Source organism: Acidimicrobiales bacterium (assembly GCA_036491125.1).
Classification (GTDB): Bacteria; Actinomycetota; Acidimicrobiia; order Acidimicrobiales; family AC-9; genus AC-9.
The window spans coordinates 1-14,782 of record DASXCO010000042.1 but is presented as its reverse complement, the minus strand read 5'-3'; the positions used below and the strand labels follow the sequence as shown (position 1 = coordinate 14,782).

Below are 14,782 nucleotides of genomic sequence, written 5' to 3'. Positions count from 1 at the left end.
CAGGAAAAAGCCGCCGGGGACCCTCGCGATCCACTGCAGAAATCGGAACTTCGTCGGCAGGAAGTTCTCCAGTGCGTCGCACGGGGTCAAGACCAGGCGGCCGACCCGCTCAGGATGCTGGGTCACGACGAGCTGGGCCAGTGCCCCACCGGTGTCGTTGGCGACGAGCGTCACGTCCCTGAGATCGAGGGCTTCGAGAAACTCGACGATGAGGCTGGCGACCCCCCGGGGCGTCATGTCGGCCTCGGGTTGCATGGCGATGGTGTGCGATCCGAGCGGCCAGTCGGGCACCACGCAACGAAAGCTGGTCTCCAGGCCGGGTACCACCTTGCGCCATAAGGAGCCGTCGACGCCGAGACCGTGGACGAAGACGGCCACCGGACCTCGGCCGGTATCGCGGTAGCGCACCGTGCCAGCAGACAGGTGTACCTCTCGGCGATCGTCCACGCGCCCTCCGATCTGTCCGCTCATCCGTCCTCGACGGGCAGACTAACAGACGCACTGTATGTTTGCTAAATAGCAGCTAGGCGGTTCAGCTCGTCTGTCTCGATCGGCGGTGATGTCGTTCCGTTCCACACGGGCGGTGATGAGTGCTCCCCGCCCTCGATGATGGTCCACCGACGCTGGCGGATCAGCCTCGACTCAGTCGCCGGCGAGGATGTGCTCGAACCAGGCGTTGAGCCGCTCACCCCAGAGCTTGGTCATGGCGCACGGGAAGGCGAAGAAGGCATGGGGCATGTCAGGGGCGACGAACAACTCGACCTCGTCGCCTGCGGCCGCGGCCCGAGTCGCCAGAACCAGCGTGTCATCCACGAGGTGGTCGGCTGTCCCGACGCTCATGAACATCGGCGGCAGACCATGGAGGTCCGCGTATGCGGGTGAGATGTCCGGCGCTCGACGCTCCTCCTCGGTCCGCCCCGGCAGGTAGCACTCGGTGATGAAGTCGATGCTGTCGGGGTCGAGGAGATCGGGACCGTCGTGTGGGCGCATGCCCCGCTGGCTCGGGGTGCGCCCCCAGTCGTAGACACCGAAGACCAGGTTGAGGCCGATGACGCGGGTGAAGGCGGCGGCCAGGCTGTCGCGTAGGCGGAGGGCGACCTGCGCGGCCAGATAGCCGCCGGCCGACTCTCCGCCGATGACGATTCGGGCGGTGCCGAACTCACTCGCCGCGTGCTCCACCAACCAGGCCGCCACTGCGAACGCGTCATCGGGCCCGGCGGGATAGGGATGCTCAGGCGCCTTGCGGTAGCCCGCAGAGACGACCACGACACCGAGGTCGCGGGCCAGATCCCGGTTCGGAACGTCCATCATGTCCGGAGACCCGGTCACCATGCCGCCACCGTGGAAGTGGAGGTAGACGGCCCGAGGTCCTCGGTCGTCCGACCTCGGTGGGAGGAACGCTCGACACGGCACACCGGCGATCAGGCGCTCGATTGCCTCAGGAACGGGAGCCGACGGCATCGCCGCCCGCTGTTGGCGGACACGCTCCTCTTGTGAAAGCCCCGACGACGTGACCCGGAGGTTGGCGAACATGCCCAAAGCCGCCTGCACCGAAGCGCGGGCCTCAGCTCGCATCTCCTCGATCTCGTCGGACCACAGCCTCAGGGTGTCGGTCATCTCTGTTCCAACGCTATCCCGAGGATTTGACGTAGGACAGCGCTCACCGGGCCGCTCCCGAGGCCCCCGCAGTGGCGACGTCCCGCGGATAGGTCCGCAGCCCTCGGAGAAGCACGATCCCACTTGCGCACAAGGGAAGGAGCATCACGATGAAGGTGTATTGCAGACCCATCCTCCCGCCCCCCAACAGATCGGAGACGGCCCCGAATATCAGAGGTGCCAGGGCCTGGGCGGCGGTGCGCAGGAACGTGCGAACGCCCTCGGCCCGCCCCCAGAGCAGGGGGGGCATGATGTCGAGGCGGGCGGCATCGATCGGAGGATTCTGGGCGGACAGGAAGAAGGCCGCACCGATGAAGTACGGGAGGGCTGTCGCGGAGCTGCGCGTGATCAACGCAGGGATGAAGAGCACGACGGTTGCGAGGGCCGCCACCCCGGCGACGAGGAGTCGGCCGTTCAGGTAGCGACGGCGCAAGAGAAAGTCCCCTACCCGGCCTCCCGTAAGGATGCCGAGCAGCGCGCCGCCACCGATCGCCAGCAGGAGCAGGTTGGCGAGCGCCTGACCGATCCGGTACTGGTCCTTCACGAACTCGACCCCGAACGTCTGGACCCCAGCCAGGAAGTAGTAGCCGAAGGCACTCGACACGATGAGGATGACGTTGGTGCGTACATGGAGCACGTAGCGGACTGCCCTCAACAACCCCATGCGCCGGGGATCCTCACGAAGAATCAACGCCTCGTCCGGATAGATCCCTTGGTCAGCTGCGATCTGTTGTGCGTCGGTCTCCTTGACGGTGGTGTCCTCGACGGTCTCGTCCTCGGGCCGAGCAGACCGAGCTTGGGCCACGACCGCGCGGGCGTCGAGGATCTCGGTCGCTCCGGGCAGCAGCTCACTCTCTCCGCCGCGTGCCGGCTCAGGCAGTCGGAACATCAGCCAGGCCAGACCGAAGGCCGGCAGAGCCAGCACGACAAAGGCGGCCCGCCAGGAGAAGGACGCCACGTCTCCGGTGATCACGAAGCCGACGCCGGCGCCCAACAGCTCCCCGCTCAGGATGAAGCTGTAGATGCGGCCTCGTTCGGCGCTCGGGAAGTAGTCGCCCACGAGCGACGCAACCGCAGGTCCGGCTGCTGCCGTCACGATGCCGAGGAAGACCCGGTAGAGCAGCAGTGTCTTGAAGTTGCCGGCCGTGGCGCTGGCCACCATGGCCACGCCCCAGAGGACGATCGCAAAGGCGAGGAGGCGGGTGCGGCGGACGCGGTCGACGAGCACCCCGAACGGGATGCTGGCCACGGCAGCCACGATCGAGGTCACGGCCACGAGGAGGCCGATGTCGGTGTTGCTGATGTGGAGTGCCTGCCGGAGCTGGGTGGCGGACGCCCCGACGGTGGCCGTGTCAGCGCTGTTGAGGGCCAGGACCGACGCCAGGGCCAGGATGACGCGGCTGCGAGCGGGCCCGCCGAAGAGGCCCTCCAGCTGACGCCAGACGGCACCGGCTGCTCGACCGGCGCTCGGCCCGATTCCTTGCCGGACGTTGATGGCCGATCCTCCTACGTCGTCAGCCCTCGGGGGGGCGGGACGAGCAGCATGATGTTGCGGCCCAGATCGCCGACAGCTGCCACTGCGCGACGAGGTGACACCCGACGAACCCCAACGGCAGGCGGCTCACCGGCTCGACCCTAGCGCGCATTGAACGTTGTTCAAATTGGGACTACGGTTCGAAGTGATGGCGATGCAGGTGGAGCCCACGGCGGCCTGGGGCGACGCCGAAGGGCGCCGGCGAGACATCCTCCTCGCCGCGACGGCCCTGCTGGATGCCGGCGGTTATGGCGCACTGACCATGCGTGCGATCGCCGAGCGGGCCGGCATGAGCGCGGGCACGATCTATCAGTACTACGCCGGCAAGGAGAGCGTGTTCAGCGCGCTCATGGTGCGACGAATGGAGGAGATGCGCCGGGCGATCGAACGGACCACACGCTCGCACGGGCTGACCTACGTGCTGCGGGCCATCGTGCCCGGGGCGGTCGAGCTGTGGCGATCGATCGGCAGCACCGGCGCCGGCTGGGAGCGCGACCTCCCGGGAACCGGCCGGCCACCGGTCGGCCCGAGCGCATCCCCGGCAGCCCGACCCTGGGGGGTGATGCTCGATGCACTCAGGACGGCACTGCAGGAGGCCGCCGCCTACGAGGGCCTCGTGCTGCGAGAAGGCCCCGCCCTGGTCCCATACGTCTGGGGAGGTCTGATGGGCCTGGCCGACGAGCTGGTGCACGGCTGGTCGCAGACGGTCGGCCTGGAGACCGAAGAGCTGATCGCCTTCACGGTCGAGGCCGTTGCCCGTGGCATCGTCGAGGACCCGGGCGAGCGGCCTTCTCGAACGAGTGGCGATGTCACCTGAGCAGTTCTGGGCCCGAGCTGCGTGCCCGCTCGCTTGTGAGCGGGCGGATGTGAGCGCGCTAGACAGGCAGGTGGGCGGGCAGGCCGAACGCGGGGAAGAGCTCCTCGGCATCCAGGAACGACTGGATCGCCGAGACCCGATCCCCTGAGATCTCGAGGATCTGGAGCGCCCACGGGGCGTGCCCACCGGCCGGGTCGGGCCTGTACTGCCCGAACGCAGGACAGCCGTTGGCCGATGTCGGGATGAGCCGGGAGCCCCGGCAGGGACTGCCGGGGCCGAGCATCCAGCTCCCGATGTCGGCCGCACCCTGGAGCCACATGGCGTACGGGGGCATCGACTGGACGGCGTCGTCGCGGAGCAACCTGACGAGGGCGTCGACGTCGTAACGCTCGAAGGCGTCCAAGTAGCGAGCCAGGAGGTCGCGCTGGTCTGCCTCCACCGCCAAGGGGCGCACCTCGGTATCCACCGACCCGAGGGTGGCCCGGGCGCGCTGGAGGGCGCTGTTGACCGCAGGGACGCTGGTGTCCAACAGCTCGGCGACCTCGGCCGCGTGCCAGCGGAGCACCTCGCAGAGGATCAGGACCGCCCGCTGACGGGCCGGCAGGCGCTGCAGGGCAGCGACGAAGGCGAGGCGGACGCTGTCGCGGGCCGCGGCCAGCTCGGCGGGGTCGGCCTCTGGGGGCAATACCCGGTCATCGGCGATCGGGGAGACCCAGGCGCCCTCCGGAAGGATCGCATCCAGAGAGGACTCCACGGGCGGACGCGACGGTCCGAGCTCCACGGGACGGGCCCGACGCTGGCGGCCTCGAAGGGCGTCGAGGCACACGTTGGTTGCGATGCGGTACAGCCACGACCGCACACTCGAGCGACCCTCGAAGCTCTCGCCAGCCCTCCAGGCCCGTACCAGCGTCTCCTGGACGGCGTCCTCGGCGTCGAAGCCCGAGCCGAGCATCCGGTAGCAGTAGGCCGTGAGCTCCCGCCGGTGGCCCTCGAGATCGTCGGGCGCGAGAGCATGGGAAGGCATGGTCACGGCCGCACATGATACGGCTTCCACCACAGAAGTCGACATGTTGATATGACGACTGGGGTGCTTGGAACTCATCGCTCGCCACCGAGGGAGGGCGTGGGGTGACGGCCCGAACGAGCCCTGTCGGAAGTCGGTCCCGTCCCAGCTCACGCCCCCCGACGAGGGCTAGCTGGCCAGACGTCGCTCGATCTCGTCGAGCCCGGCGCAGGATCTCGTCCAGCGCCGACGGTGGTGGCGGGGGCGGGGGCGACTCCTGGCCCTGCCGGCGGATGTGCCGTCAAGCCGGGCGGGGGCGGGCGCTGCCCTGGTGCGCACCGAGGTGACGATTTCTGCGCTGACGGGCAGCAGGCAGAATCGAGGGCATGACAGAGCTCCTCTTCCTACGGGACGCCTACCTCCGCCGGTTCACGGCGACCGTGACGAGCGTGCGCTCTGGCGCCGTGGCCCTCGACCGGACGGCCTTCTACCCGACCGGCGGAGGCCAGCCCCACGACACCGGGCGCCTCGACGGCATCCCCGTGCTCGGCGTGACCCACGAGCGGGAACCCGGTGAGGAGGACACGGTGTGGCACGCCGTCGAGCGCGACGACCTGACGGCGGGGCAGGCGATCGAGGGGGAGATCGACTGGGCACGGCGCCACGAGCTCATGCGCACCCACACCGCGCTCCACGTGCTGTGCGGGGTGATCTGGCATCGCTGGGGGAAGGCGGTCACCGGCGGCAACATGGAGCCACTGGCGGCCAGGATGGACTTCGAGTTCGATCCGCTTCCGGACGCCTTCGGGGCCACCGTGGAGGATCTCGTCAACGCCGAGCTGGCAGCGGCGCGGCCGGTCAAGGTCGAGTTCCTGCCCCGATCGACGGCGCTGTCCGACGCCGACCTGATCCGCACCAAGGTGAATCTCATCCCCGAGACGGTGACCGAGATCCGGGTCGTCGACATCGTGGGCCTGGACCGGCAGGCGGACGGTGGGACGCACGTCGTTCGGACCGACGAAGTCGGTCGGGTGCGCGTGGTCAAGACCGAGTCGAAGGGGAAGGCCAACAAGCGGATCCGCATCCAGGTGGCGTAGGTGCCGAGGATCAGCGGGAGCGGTGGCCGAAGTGCACGATGCCTGTCTGGTACCGCCCCTGCTGGTCCACCCAGCTCATGTCGAATGCGGCACCGGTCTCGTGGCGGTCGATAGCCGAGCTCAGCGCAGCCGGCGAGTCCACCGTCGACCCGTCCGCTGACACGATCACGTCCCCGGTCACTAGGCCGACCGAGTCTGCGGGGCTGTCCCGCTCGACGCCGACGACGAGCGCTCCGCTGGGAACCCTCGGGGGTCGACCCTCCTGCTCCAGCGGGACCCGTGTCGACCCCTCGTCGTAGGTGTCCCGTCGAGATCCAGCAGGACCGGCAGCGGCGTGGCCGTCGACGCTCGTGACGTTGGCACCCAGCACGGGCCGACGGCGAGCCGCACCCGAGGCTCGGCCTCTCTGCGCCAGAGGTCGGGAACCGGAGGACCCGCTCTCGGCGAGGCTTGCGGCGCCTTCGGGTCCGACGAGGCTCTCGTCCAGCTCCGTCTCCCTGACGGTCATCTTGATCCCCCCGCCCAGGTCGCTCGCGAGGTTGAAGAGGACAACGCCGAGCACCGCGAGCAGCGCGCCTCCGAGGACGAAGGTCAGTCCCAGCACCACGGCCACGAGGAGGCCCTGAGCGCCGAGCACCGTGAGCGATGGATAACCGCTGAGATCCTGGATGAACGTGTCGATGCTGCTGGCCAGGCCGGTAACCCATGCGACGACCCACCCCACCACGCCCACGCCGATGCCGATGAGCAACATCCGGCGAAAGAACCGGAGGGACAGGTCGAGCACGCTCCTCGGGTCGATGCGAACGATGGCCTGATCGAACCGGCGCCCCTCTGCCTTGGTCGCCTGCTGTCCCGTCGCAGGCCGCGACGGACCGCTCCCTGGTGGCTGGGGCGGGGGCGGCGGGCCCGGCCCGATGACCCGTTCCGACTTGGTGGCGCGCTCTATCTGGGACACGGCGCGTTCCTACCCGCGAATGGACCTGCGGATTGGTGGGTCATCGTCCCGTCCCTACGGAGCCGGGCACCGAGCGCTGCGCCACGGCGCACATCATTGATTTCGGCGGCGGGGAGGGGTTGTCCTGCCTTGGCGGGGCCGAGGGGGTCACGGGGTGACGCCTATGGCTGACCGCCCGCGCTCAGGAGCGGTCGTCGGTCTGGCCCTGCGGCGCGGCCGGGGCCAAGAGGACGTCCAGCCGAGCGAGCGCCTCGGCCCGGTCGTCGCCCACGACGATGCCGTGCATGCCGAGCTGGCGGGCACCGGCGACGTGGGCCTCGAAGTCGTCGAGGAACACCGCCTGCTCGGGCCGGACCCCGTCCAGCTGCTCGAGGGCGAGACGAAAGATCCGTGGATCCGGCTTCCGCAGTCCGACCTGGGACGAATCGACGACGACCTCGAACAGCTCGTCAACCGGGATGAGCTGTCGCCACCCGTCCCCGAACTCAGCGATGTTGTTCGTCACCAGAGCTGTCCGGTAGCCCGCGCCACGAAGGGTCCTCACCCGCTCGACCATGGCGACCCGGTCGTCATCCTCGCGGCCGAGCTTGCCCAGCACCTGGAAGACGTCGATCTCGACACCCGCCGCGCTGGCGAGGGCGAGGAGCTCCTGGTAGGCGACGTCGAGCCGCACCTCCCCGCGCTCGAGACGGTGCCAAGGGTGGTCGCCATCCTCGGCGTACGGACCGAAGCACAGCTCGATGGCGACGTCCTCACTGACGCCGAGCTCGAGCGCGGCCGCCCGGACGACGCTGAACGGCGACGGGGTGAAGACGCCACCGAAGTCGAACAGCACGGCAGTGATGGTGTCGTGCACGGACGGTGAGGCTACGTGCCCGCCGGCGCTGCCCGCGCGGCCGTCGCCGGCCGATGGCGCACGTCGCCCTCGGTGAGCGGGCGCGTCCAGGCGGCGAACTCCAGCAGTATCCCGTCGGGGTCCATGAAGTAGATCGATCGGACGAAGGTCCCGTCGTGCACCTTGTTGCTCATCCCCAGGTCGCTGTCGTCGTGGTTCATGATGTCGGCGGCTTCGATGCCCTTGGCCCGGAGCCTCACCAGGTACTCCTCGATCTTGTCGGCCGGCACGTCGAACGCTACGTGGTTCATCGAGCCGATGGCGCTGGTGAGCTCCCCGTTCCCGGGAAGGGTTCGGGGGGCGGACACACCCGGGGCTGGCTCGGGCGCAACTGGGAACCAGAAGAACGCCAGCGAGTCGCCGTTGCCGACGTCGAAGAAGAAGTGCTGGCCCATGTCGAAGGGAAGCTCGATCGTCTTGACGAGCGGCATGCCCAGGACGTTGGTGTAGAAGTCGACCGTCCGCTCCATGTCGCGGCAGACCAGGGCGAGGTGGTTGATCCCCCGCAGCTCGAACTCGCTGTTCATCGTCGGTCCCCCCTCTGCAATGCGCACCACACGTGGCGCACAAGGTACCCGCGGTTCGGCCGGCGGGTCGGCCGGACGGTCACCCCCATCCGGCCAGCCAGTCGGCAATGAGGTCGGCGATCGTCTCGCGGGCCTGAGCCGGCTGACCAAGGTAGTGGTCACCGGCGACCATCTCGAGGTGCTTGTCCTTGCTCGCCAGAGCGCCGAAGATGGCCGCGGCGTCGCTCGGGTACACACCCTGGTCGGCCGTCGACTGCACGACGAGAGACGGTTGCGCGATCTGGGCCAGGTGTGGCCCGGCCCGACAGTCAGATTCCGAGAGGCTCCACATGGACAGCCACGACCGGAGGGTGCTCGTGCAGGCAAGGCCGAAGGACCCGTAGTTGGCCGTCTCCGGCTCGCCCAGGTAGCACCCGACGCTGCGCTCGGAGGGATCAATGCTGAGGTCGAGGAACCGAAGATCGGCCCAGCTGCGGTGGACCGTGAAGACACGATCCCAAGCGCGGCCCGCGCGCAGGCGATCGCGCTCCGCGAGGACCCAGGTCGTGATCCGATCGTTGCGCGCCTGTTGCGCGGCTCGATACCGCTGCACGAACTCCGGCGCGTAGGGCGGCCCATTGGCGGGATCGAACATGTCGAGGGTCGGATCGACCGACAACGAGTCGGACTCTTCGGTGACCGACGGGTCGATCCACGCTGTCAGCACGTCGGGGCGTCCGGGATGGGCGTTGACGGAGATGAAGAGATCACCCGCTGGGAACGGCTGCGCCCTGTCGGCCGCAGGCGCCCCCTCGTCCGATCCCACCGCCCGGGACTGGTAAGCGGCCATCAGCGAGGCGCCTCCGGAGTTGCCCAACAGGGCCACCGTGCCCACGCCGGCGACCTCGCGCAGCCACCGGACGCCGACCGCGATGTCGACGAGGGCGCCCTTCAGGGTGAAGTAGGTGCCGGCACCCCGATAGCGGGTGTTCCAGCCCAGGAACCCGTAGCCGCGCTCGGCCAGGAGGTCCGCCAGGTAGTGCTCGGAGAAGTCGACGTCGTAGTGAGTGGCGATGAGGGCGACGCTGGGGCGGGTCGAGACGGGACGGTGCCAGACGCCCTGGCACGGTCTGCCGCCGGCGCCGGCCCTGTCCATGGTCGGCGACTCGGCGGAGACGAACTCCCGCACGATCTCGGTCACGGTCCTCCGAATCAGGCAGGCGAGAAGGCCCAGATGCCATTGATGGCCGACAAGGGATTGAGTGTCGCGCTGAGTGGCGTGCTCCGGCATATCCCCTGAGCGGACGGGGGGAGGTGGTCGCAGGCCTTGAACTCTGCGTCGGTATCGGAGGTCCCGGCCCCGATGACCACCACCCCTGCACTGATGGCGGGACCCGACGAGATGGGTCCACTGACCGGGAACGCCCATAACAGACGCCCGGTCGTCGCATCGTATGCCCGAAGGATCCCGTCCAGGGCGCCCACGTAGACGACGCCGTTGGCGACGCTCGTCGCCCCGTAGGTGTAGGCCTGGATCGCGGACCAGGCGCTGGAGCCGTCGACCCCCGAGAACGCCTGCATCCCGCGCAGACTCAACGCCGGGTCGGGCTGGGCGACGAGCTGGCCGTTGCGGTCGTAGGTGAGGGGCGTGTCGATGCCTGACCCTCCGAACACCCTCGGGGCGCCGTGCACAGAGGTGACAGCCGTCGCGCCGAGGAACCCACCAATCGCGAAGCCGCTTTGGATGTTGCCGTTGCCCTGCTCGATCCGCTTCCAGATCAGGCTTCCGTCGTTGCGGTCGAGCACGTAGTAGAGCCCGTCCTTGTCGCCTTCTCCGACGACCTGACGTCCGCCAGGAAGGGTGAACAACTGCGCCGAGGAGCCGAAATCATCGTCAAGGGTGTTGTTGACCGGATGCGGCTGATAGCTCCACAGAGGTGAGCCGTCCGCTGCCGAAATGGCGATTATCCCATCGGCGAAGGGTTGCCAGCGACGGGAGTACACGTACTGCTGGCCAAGTGGGCAATTGGGATCGGACCCGTCGGCGGGACACGCGGTGGGCGTGTTGTCCGGGCAGTCGGCGGTCCCGAAGTACAAGACAGCGCGTCGCCGGGGGTCAGGGTTGCGCGGGTCGAGGCCCAGGGCCGGCGACGACCAGACGTTGCCGCAGCCGTACAGGGCGTGGTTGGTCGCGGTCTCGGGATTGAAGTGCCAGGCCAGACGACCCGTGTCCGCTCGGACGGCCCACACACCCTCGCCAGCGAACCCGCTGTCCTGGTTGGAGTCGGCGCCGAAGACCACCACCGGTCCGCCCGGTCCGCCCGTCCAGACCACCGGTGAGGACTCGATCTCGCCGTGGTTGGCCGGGTGGGACGCGTCGACGTCGAATCGCCAGAGGACCCGCTGGGCGTCGGGGACGTCGTCACGCGACGCGTCCAGCGCGTACATCGACCCTCCACCGCCGACGAAGGCCACCCGGCGGCCGGACACGGCAGTCACGGCCGCTGACGACGTGATCTCCCCGTAGGCGCCGGTGTGCTCGTCGGCGTTGCCGTCTGGCCGGCCCCGTCCGAGCAGGGTTGACCAGTGCACGCGCCCGCTCTTCAGGTCGAGAGCGTAGAAGTGGCCGTCCCAGGCGCCCACGTACACGGTTCCCTGGACGATCGTTGGGGAGGCCGTCACCACGTCGTTGGCGTGGAAGAACCAGCGGGGCAGCAGCCGGCTGGCGGCGGCACCGTCAGGCGCCTGGCTGCAGGACGTGCTGTCCGTGCGAGACGGGTCGTGGCCGTACATCGGCCAGTCGCAGCTCGCCGGCGGGCTCGTCGTGGCAGGCGCGCCGGCGCGGGGTGCGGCAGCGCCGGGTGCGGCAGCGCCGGGTGTCAGCCAGACGGCGAGGACGGCCACGACCGGCACTGAGGCCCGACGCCAGCGCTTCGACCACTGCACGGCGCGCCAGCGCGTGCGCTGGCGCCCGGTGCCGGTGGACACCGGCCGGCTCATGGCTTCCCCCAACGTGAGGTGGATATCAACCCCTCGATTCGCCGCCGGCCAGCGGATACCTCTCGCCCGGATCACGCTTGCTCACCAACCTCAACAGGAGAAGTTGAAACAGCAAGAGAGTCGCCCGTATGATCCCACGCCGGCGATGGGACATCTCCTAGCTGGGAGGGATGGCCGAGGGATGGCTGTGGTGGCGACCAGCTCACGCGGGGCGGGCTCGGTGGCCCTTCCATGGGCGTGATCCTGGCCCTCGCCGGCGCCTATGGCGTGTTCCTGTGGTACACGGCGATCGTCTTCCACTGGCGGGGGCTGGCACCCGGTCCCGCGCCGGAGCGGCGGATGCCCCCGAGCCGGTGGGCCCACCAGTGGCTGGCCCAGGCCGGGCTCGAGGAGGTCCGGATCAGCGAGTTCCTGGCCGTGATGGCGGTCCTGGCTCTGGTGGGAGGGGCCTTGGCCTTCACGGTCTTCGGCGGGATCCTTCCCGCCCTGGCTGCAGCGGCCTTCGCCGCCTGCGCCCCGGTGGCGTGGTACCGCAGTCGGCGGGACGCCCGCCGAGCGCGCGCTCGGGAAGCATGGCCCGGCATGATCGAGGGTATCCGGCTCTACACCGGCTCTCTCGGTCGCTCGATTCCCACTGCCCTGTTCGATGTCGGGCGCCAAGGGCCGGTGGAGCTCCGCCCCGGATTCGCCGCAGCCGAGCGCGAATGGCTCATCTCGACCGACTTCGCCCGAGCCGTCGCCGTGCTCGAGGACCGGCTCGCCGATCCGACGGCGGATGCCGCCTGCGAGACGCTCCTCGTCGCCCACGAGATCGGCGGCGGTGGCCTGGACCGACGGCTGGCCGCGCTGGTCGACGACCGCACCGAGGACGTCCAGGGTCGCAAGGACGCACTGGCCAAGCAGGCGGCAGTGCGGTTCGCCCGCCGTTTCGTGTTGATCGTGCCGGTGGGCATGGCGCTGGCCGGGATGTCGATCGGCACCGGCAGAGCTGCGTACGAGACGCCCCTTGGCCAGCTGGCGGTCGTGCTCGGGATCGCCGCCGTCGTCGTGTGCTGGCTGTGGGCCGGACGCCTGATGCGCCTGCCAGAGGAGGAGCGTGTCCTGGGAGGCGAGGGCCGATGACTCGCCTCCTGGTCATTTCGTTCCTCCTCGGATGGGCAGGTCTGGTGCTGCTCATTGCCGAGGTGCGACGGTTCTCGCGACCGTCGCTGGCCGACCGACTGCGGGCCTACAGCCCTGCCGGGCTGGCCGAGCGGCGGCGCGGCGGTCCGTTCTCGGTCGAGTCGTTCCGGGAGGTGATCGGGCCGTTCAGTCAGGCCGTGGCGGGACGGGTGGCCCGTCTGTTCGGCGTGAGCGAGGAGCTTGCTGTCCGCCTCGAGCGGGTCCACTCCCGCATGGATCCCGCCGGCTTTCGGGTTCGACAGGTCGGGTGGAGTGCGGCCGCGTTCGGCGTCGGCGCGCTGGCGGCGTCGACGCTCGGGCTGCCCGCGCTCGTGAGCCTCGCGGTGCTGTTGGGATCGCCCCTGCTGGCGTTTCTGATCCTGGAACAGCAGGTGGCATCGGCGTCGTCGAAGTGGCAGCGACGGATCTTTCTCGAGCTGCCCGTCGTGGCGGAGCAGCTGGCCATGCTGCTGTCGGCCGGCTTCTCCCTGGGCTCGGCGCTCAACCGGCTTGCCCGACCGGGCCGCGGCTCCTGCGCCCGTGACCTGGCCCGCGTGCGAGCTCGGATCCACCAGGGCCTGTCGGAGGTGGCAGCCCTGCGGGAGTGGGCGGAGCTGGCTCAGGTGGACGCCCTCAACCGTCTCGTCGCGGTGGTCGCCCTCAACACCGACGCAGCCGATCTCGGTCGGCTCGTCTCGGACGAGGCCCGAGCCATCCGGCGGGACGTGCAGCGGGACCTCGTTCAGACGATGGAGCGACGGGGCCAACAGGTGTGGGTGCCGGTGACGGTGGCGACGTTGGTACCGGGGGTGATCTTTCTGGCCATTCCGTTCGTAGAGGCGCTTCGGCTCTTTGCGGGATCGTGACGGTGGTGACGGATGGACCGACGCGAAGGAGGCACGATGCACGAGAGGTTGGTGGCAGTCTGGGTGTGGCAGCACTCGGTTCGGGCTTGGCTGACGGGCCGGCTGGTACGCGACGAGACGGGAGAGGGTGTCATCTCGGCTGCCATCGCGGTCCTCATCATGGCGTTCCTCGGTGTGGCCATGTGGGTGGCGTTCAAGGCGACGCTCCAGGGTGCCACGACGAACGTGAACCACCAGGTCAGCAACATCGGCAAGTAGGGCGGGCGCCCGACGAGGCAGGCACCGGCCTCGTCGCCACGCTGGTGGGTGTGCTTGTCGTGCTCCTGCTCATCCTGCTCGCCGTCCAGGTGCTCTTCGACCTCTACGCCCGCTCGGCGGTGTCGGCGGCCGCCTTCGATGCCGCTCGCGTCGTCGCCGGGTCCGACGCCAGCGGGACACCGACGTCGCAGACCCAGGCGGAGCTGGACGCCCGCCGGGAGCTGGGCTCGTATGGCCAGCGGGCCACCTTCGACTGGGCGGTGGATGCCGACGACGTCCACCTCGTCGTGCGGGTACGCAATCCGAGCGTGCTGCCGGCGGTGTTCGCGTCGCCGCTGGGTCTGGACACGGTCGACCGCAGCGTCATCGTGCGGCGCGAGCGGGTCCGGTGAGCGCGCCGCCCGCTCGAGGGCAGGAGGGTCAGGTGGGTGGGATCGAGGCCCTCTTCTTCGGGCTGCTCGTCCTCGTGCTCGGAACGCTTGTCATTGCCAACGCGTGGGGTGTGATCGACGCCAAGGTGGCGGCGGGCGGCGCGGCGCGGGAGGCGACCCAGGCGTTCGTGCAGGCGCCGGCGGGATCCGACCCGACGGCCATGGCCCGTGCCGCCGCCGTGCGGGCCATCGTGGCCCAGGGACGCGACGCGGCGCGGATGACCATGCTCGTGTCGGGGGACCTCACCCGATGCTCACGCGTCGTCGCCGAGGTGCGGTACCGGGTACCACTGATCGTCGTGCCCATGCTCGGAGGGATGGGCTCCGGCTTCACGGCCTCGGCCCGCCACTCCGAGCTCGTCGACCCTTACCGAAGCGGGCTCCCTCGGACGGCCAGCTGTGCGACGCCGCCCTGACCCCGTGTGCGGACGAGTCCGGGCGAAAGGGGAAGCCGGCAGCGTCTTGATCCTCGTGCCCACTCTCGTCCTGGTGCTCGTCGTGCTCGCTGCCATCGCGGTCGACTCGGCGACGGTCTTCCTCGGTCAGCGCCAGCTCGGCGATGCCGCCGCGGCGGCCGCCAACGACGCCGCCAGCGCCCTG

16 protein-coding genes are annotated in these 14,782 nt (G+C 69.6%); 7 read left to right on the top strand and 9 right to left on the bottom strand.

All coding sequences use genetic code 11. The features are described from left to right. The 3 genes from VGF64_03450 to VGF64_03440 form a co-directional block, all read right to left on the bottom strand. Nucleotides 1-471: alpha/beta fold hydrolase (locus tag VGF64_03450; protein HEY1633790.1), on the bottom strand; the 471-nt coding region annotated here is incomplete at its 3' end. 171 nt (nt 472-642) lie between these two features. After that, complete coding sequence (locus tag VGF64_03445) at nt 643-1,617, bottom strand: alpha/beta hydrolase (protein HEY1633789.1); 975 nt, start codon at nt 1,615-1,617, stop codon at nt 643-645. 43 nt (nt 1,618-1,660) lie between these two features. Beyond that, nucleotides 1,661-3,028, bottom strand: coding sequence for an MFS transporter (locus VGF64_03440; protein ID HEY1633788.1), 1,368 nt, complete (start codon nt 3,026-3,028; stop codon nt 1,661-1,663). A gap of 310 nt (nt 3,029-3,338) precedes the next feature. Between VGF64_03440 and VGF64_03435 the strand changes: the two genes are divergently transcribed. Beyond that, nucleotides 3,339-4,007: a TetR/AcrR family transcriptional regulator gene (locus VGF64_03435; GenBank protein ID HEY1633787.1), complete on the top strand. Its 669-nt coding sequence runs from the start codon at nt 3,339-3,341 to the stop codon at nt 4,005-4,007. Nucleotides 4,008-4,065: 58 nt separating this feature from the next. On the opposite strand, the gene VGF64_03430 is transcribed toward VGF64_03435, so the two are convergent. Further along, nucleotides 4,066-5,031 (bottom strand): sigma-70 family RNA polymerase sigma factor, encoded by a 966-nt coding sequence (locus VGF64_03430; GenBank protein ID HEY1633786.1) that lies wholly within the window; start codon nt 5,029-5,031, stop codon nt 4,066-4,068. Nucleotides 5,032-5,396: 365 nt separating this feature from the next. Here VGF64_03430 and VGF64_03425 point away from each other — a divergent pair, with 365 nt between their 5' ends. Then, entirely contained in the window at nt 5,397-6,107 is a 711-nt protein-coding gene (locus VGF64_03425) for an alanyl-tRNA editing protein (protein HEY1633785.1), read from the top strand. A 10-nt stretch (nt 6,108-6,117) separates the two neighbouring features. On the opposite strand, the gene VGF64_03420 is transcribed toward VGF64_03425, so the two are convergent. The 5 genes from VGF64_03420 to VGF64_03400 form a co-directional block, all read right to left on the bottom strand. After that, complete coding sequence (locus VGF64_03420) at nt 6,118-7,065, bottom strand: DUF3566 domain-containing protein (protein HEY1633784.1); 948 nt, start codon at nt 7,063-7,065, stop codon at nt 6,118-6,120. A gap of 181 nt (nt 7,066-7,246) precedes the next feature. Beyond that, on the bottom strand, nt 7,247-7,921 hold the full coding sequence (locus tag VGF64_03415) for an HAD family phosphatase (protein ID HEY1633783.1): 675 nt from the start codon (nt 7,919-7,921) through the stop codon (nt 7,247-7,249). Between the two features lie 11 nt (nt 7,922-7,932). Continuing rightward, nucleotides 7,933-8,487 (bottom strand): VOC family protein, encoded by a 555-nt coding sequence (locus tag VGF64_03410; GenBank protein ID HEY1633782.1) that lies wholly within the window; start codon nt 8,485-8,487, stop codon nt 7,933-7,935. 79 nt (nt 8,488-8,566) lie between these two features. Next, nucleotides 8,567-9,667, bottom strand: a complete 1,101-nt coding sequence (locus tag VGF64_03405; GenBank protein ID HEY1633781.1) for a hypothetical protein — start codon at nt 9,665-9,667, stop codon at nt 8,567-8,569. A gap of 11 nt (nt 9,668-9,678) precedes the next feature. Beyond that, complete coding sequence (locus tag VGF64_03400) at nt 9,679-11,466, bottom strand: PQQ-binding-like beta-propeller repeat protein (GenBank protein ID HEY1633780.1); 1,788 nt, start codon at nt 11,464-11,466, stop codon at nt 9,679-9,681. A 231-nt stretch (nt 11,467-11,697) separates the two neighbouring features. On the opposite strand from VGF64_03400, the gene VGF64_03395 reads away from it, so the two are divergent. From VGF64_03395 to VGF64_03375, 5 genes are read left to right on the top strand one after another with little or no spacing between them, the layout of a single operon-like run. Continuing rightward, complete coding sequence (locus VGF64_03395) at nt 11,698-12,588, top strand: hypothetical protein (GenBank protein HEY1633779.1); 891 nt, start codon at nt 11,698-11,700, stop codon at nt 12,586-12,588. Beyond that, nucleotides 12,585-13,493, top strand: a complete 909-nt coding sequence (locus VGF64_03390) for a type II secretion system F family protein (GenBank protein ID HEY1633778.1) — start codon at nt 12,585-12,587, stop codon at nt 13,491-13,493. The genes VGF64_03395 and VGF64_03390 overlap by 4 nt, the downstream gene beginning before the upstream one ends. Nucleotides 13,494-13,529: 36 nt before the next feature. After that, nucleotides 13,530-13,751 (top strand): hypothetical protein, encoded by a 222-nt coding sequence (locus tag VGF64_03385; protein ID HEY1633777.1) that lies wholly within the window; start codon nt 13,530-13,532, stop codon nt 13,749-13,751. 50 nt (nt 13,752-13,801) lie between these two features. Further along, complete coding sequence (locus VGF64_03380; GenBank protein HEY1633776.1) at nt 13,802-14,143, top strand: hypothetical protein; 342 nt, start codon at nt 13,802-13,804, stop codon at nt 14,141-14,143. A 32-nt stretch (nt 14,144-14,175) separates the two neighbouring features. After that, the gene (locus VGF64_03375) at nt 14,176-14,598 is read left to right on the top strand and encodes a hypothetical protein (protein ID HEY1633775.1); all 423 of its coding nucleotides are present in this window, start codon (nt 14,176-14,178) and stop codon (nt 14,596-14,598) included. Nucleotides 14,599-14,782: the final 184 nt, after the last annotated feature.

What these genes read in the sequence shown, in the direction of transcription:
- VGF64_03445 (HEY1633789.1), bottom strand. Translation starts at nt 1,617, where the DNA reads ATGACCGACACCCTGAGGCTGTGGTCCGACGAGATCGAGGAGATGCGA.
- VGF64_03435 (HEY1633787.1), top strand. Translation starts at nt 3,339, where the DNA reads ATGGCGATGCAGGTGGAGCCCACGGCGGCCTGGGGCGACGCCGAAGGG.
- VGF64_03430 (HEY1633786.1), bottom strand. Translation starts at nt 5,031, where the DNA reads ATGCCTTCCCATGCTCTCGCGCCCGACGATCTCGAGGGCCACCGGCGG.
- VGF64_03425 (HEY1633785.1), top strand. Translation starts at nt 5,397, where the DNA reads ATGACAGAGCTCCTCTTCCTACGGGACGCCTACCTCCGCCGGTTCACG.
- VGF64_03410 (HEY1633782.1), bottom strand. Translation starts at nt 8,487, where the DNA reads ATGAACAGCGAGTTCGAGCTGCGGGGGATCAACCACCTCGCCCTGGTC.
- VGF64_03400 (HEY1633780.1), bottom strand. Translation starts at nt 11,466, where the DNA reads ATGAGCCGGCCGGTGTCCACCGGCACCGGGCGCCAGCGCACGCGCTGG.
- VGF64_03395 (HEY1633779.1), top strand. Translation starts at nt 11,698, where the DNA reads ATGGGCGTGATCCTGGCCCTCGCCGGCGCCTATGGCGTGTTCCTGTGG.
- VGF64_03390 (HEY1633778.1), top strand. Translation starts at nt 12,585, where the DNA reads ATGACTCGCCTCCTGGTCATTTCGTTCCTCCTCGGATGGGCAGGTCTG.
- VGF64_03385 (HEY1633777.1), top strand. Translation starts at nt 13,530, where the DNA reads ATGCACGAGAGGTTGGTGGCAGTCTGGGTGTGGCAGCACTCGGTTCGG.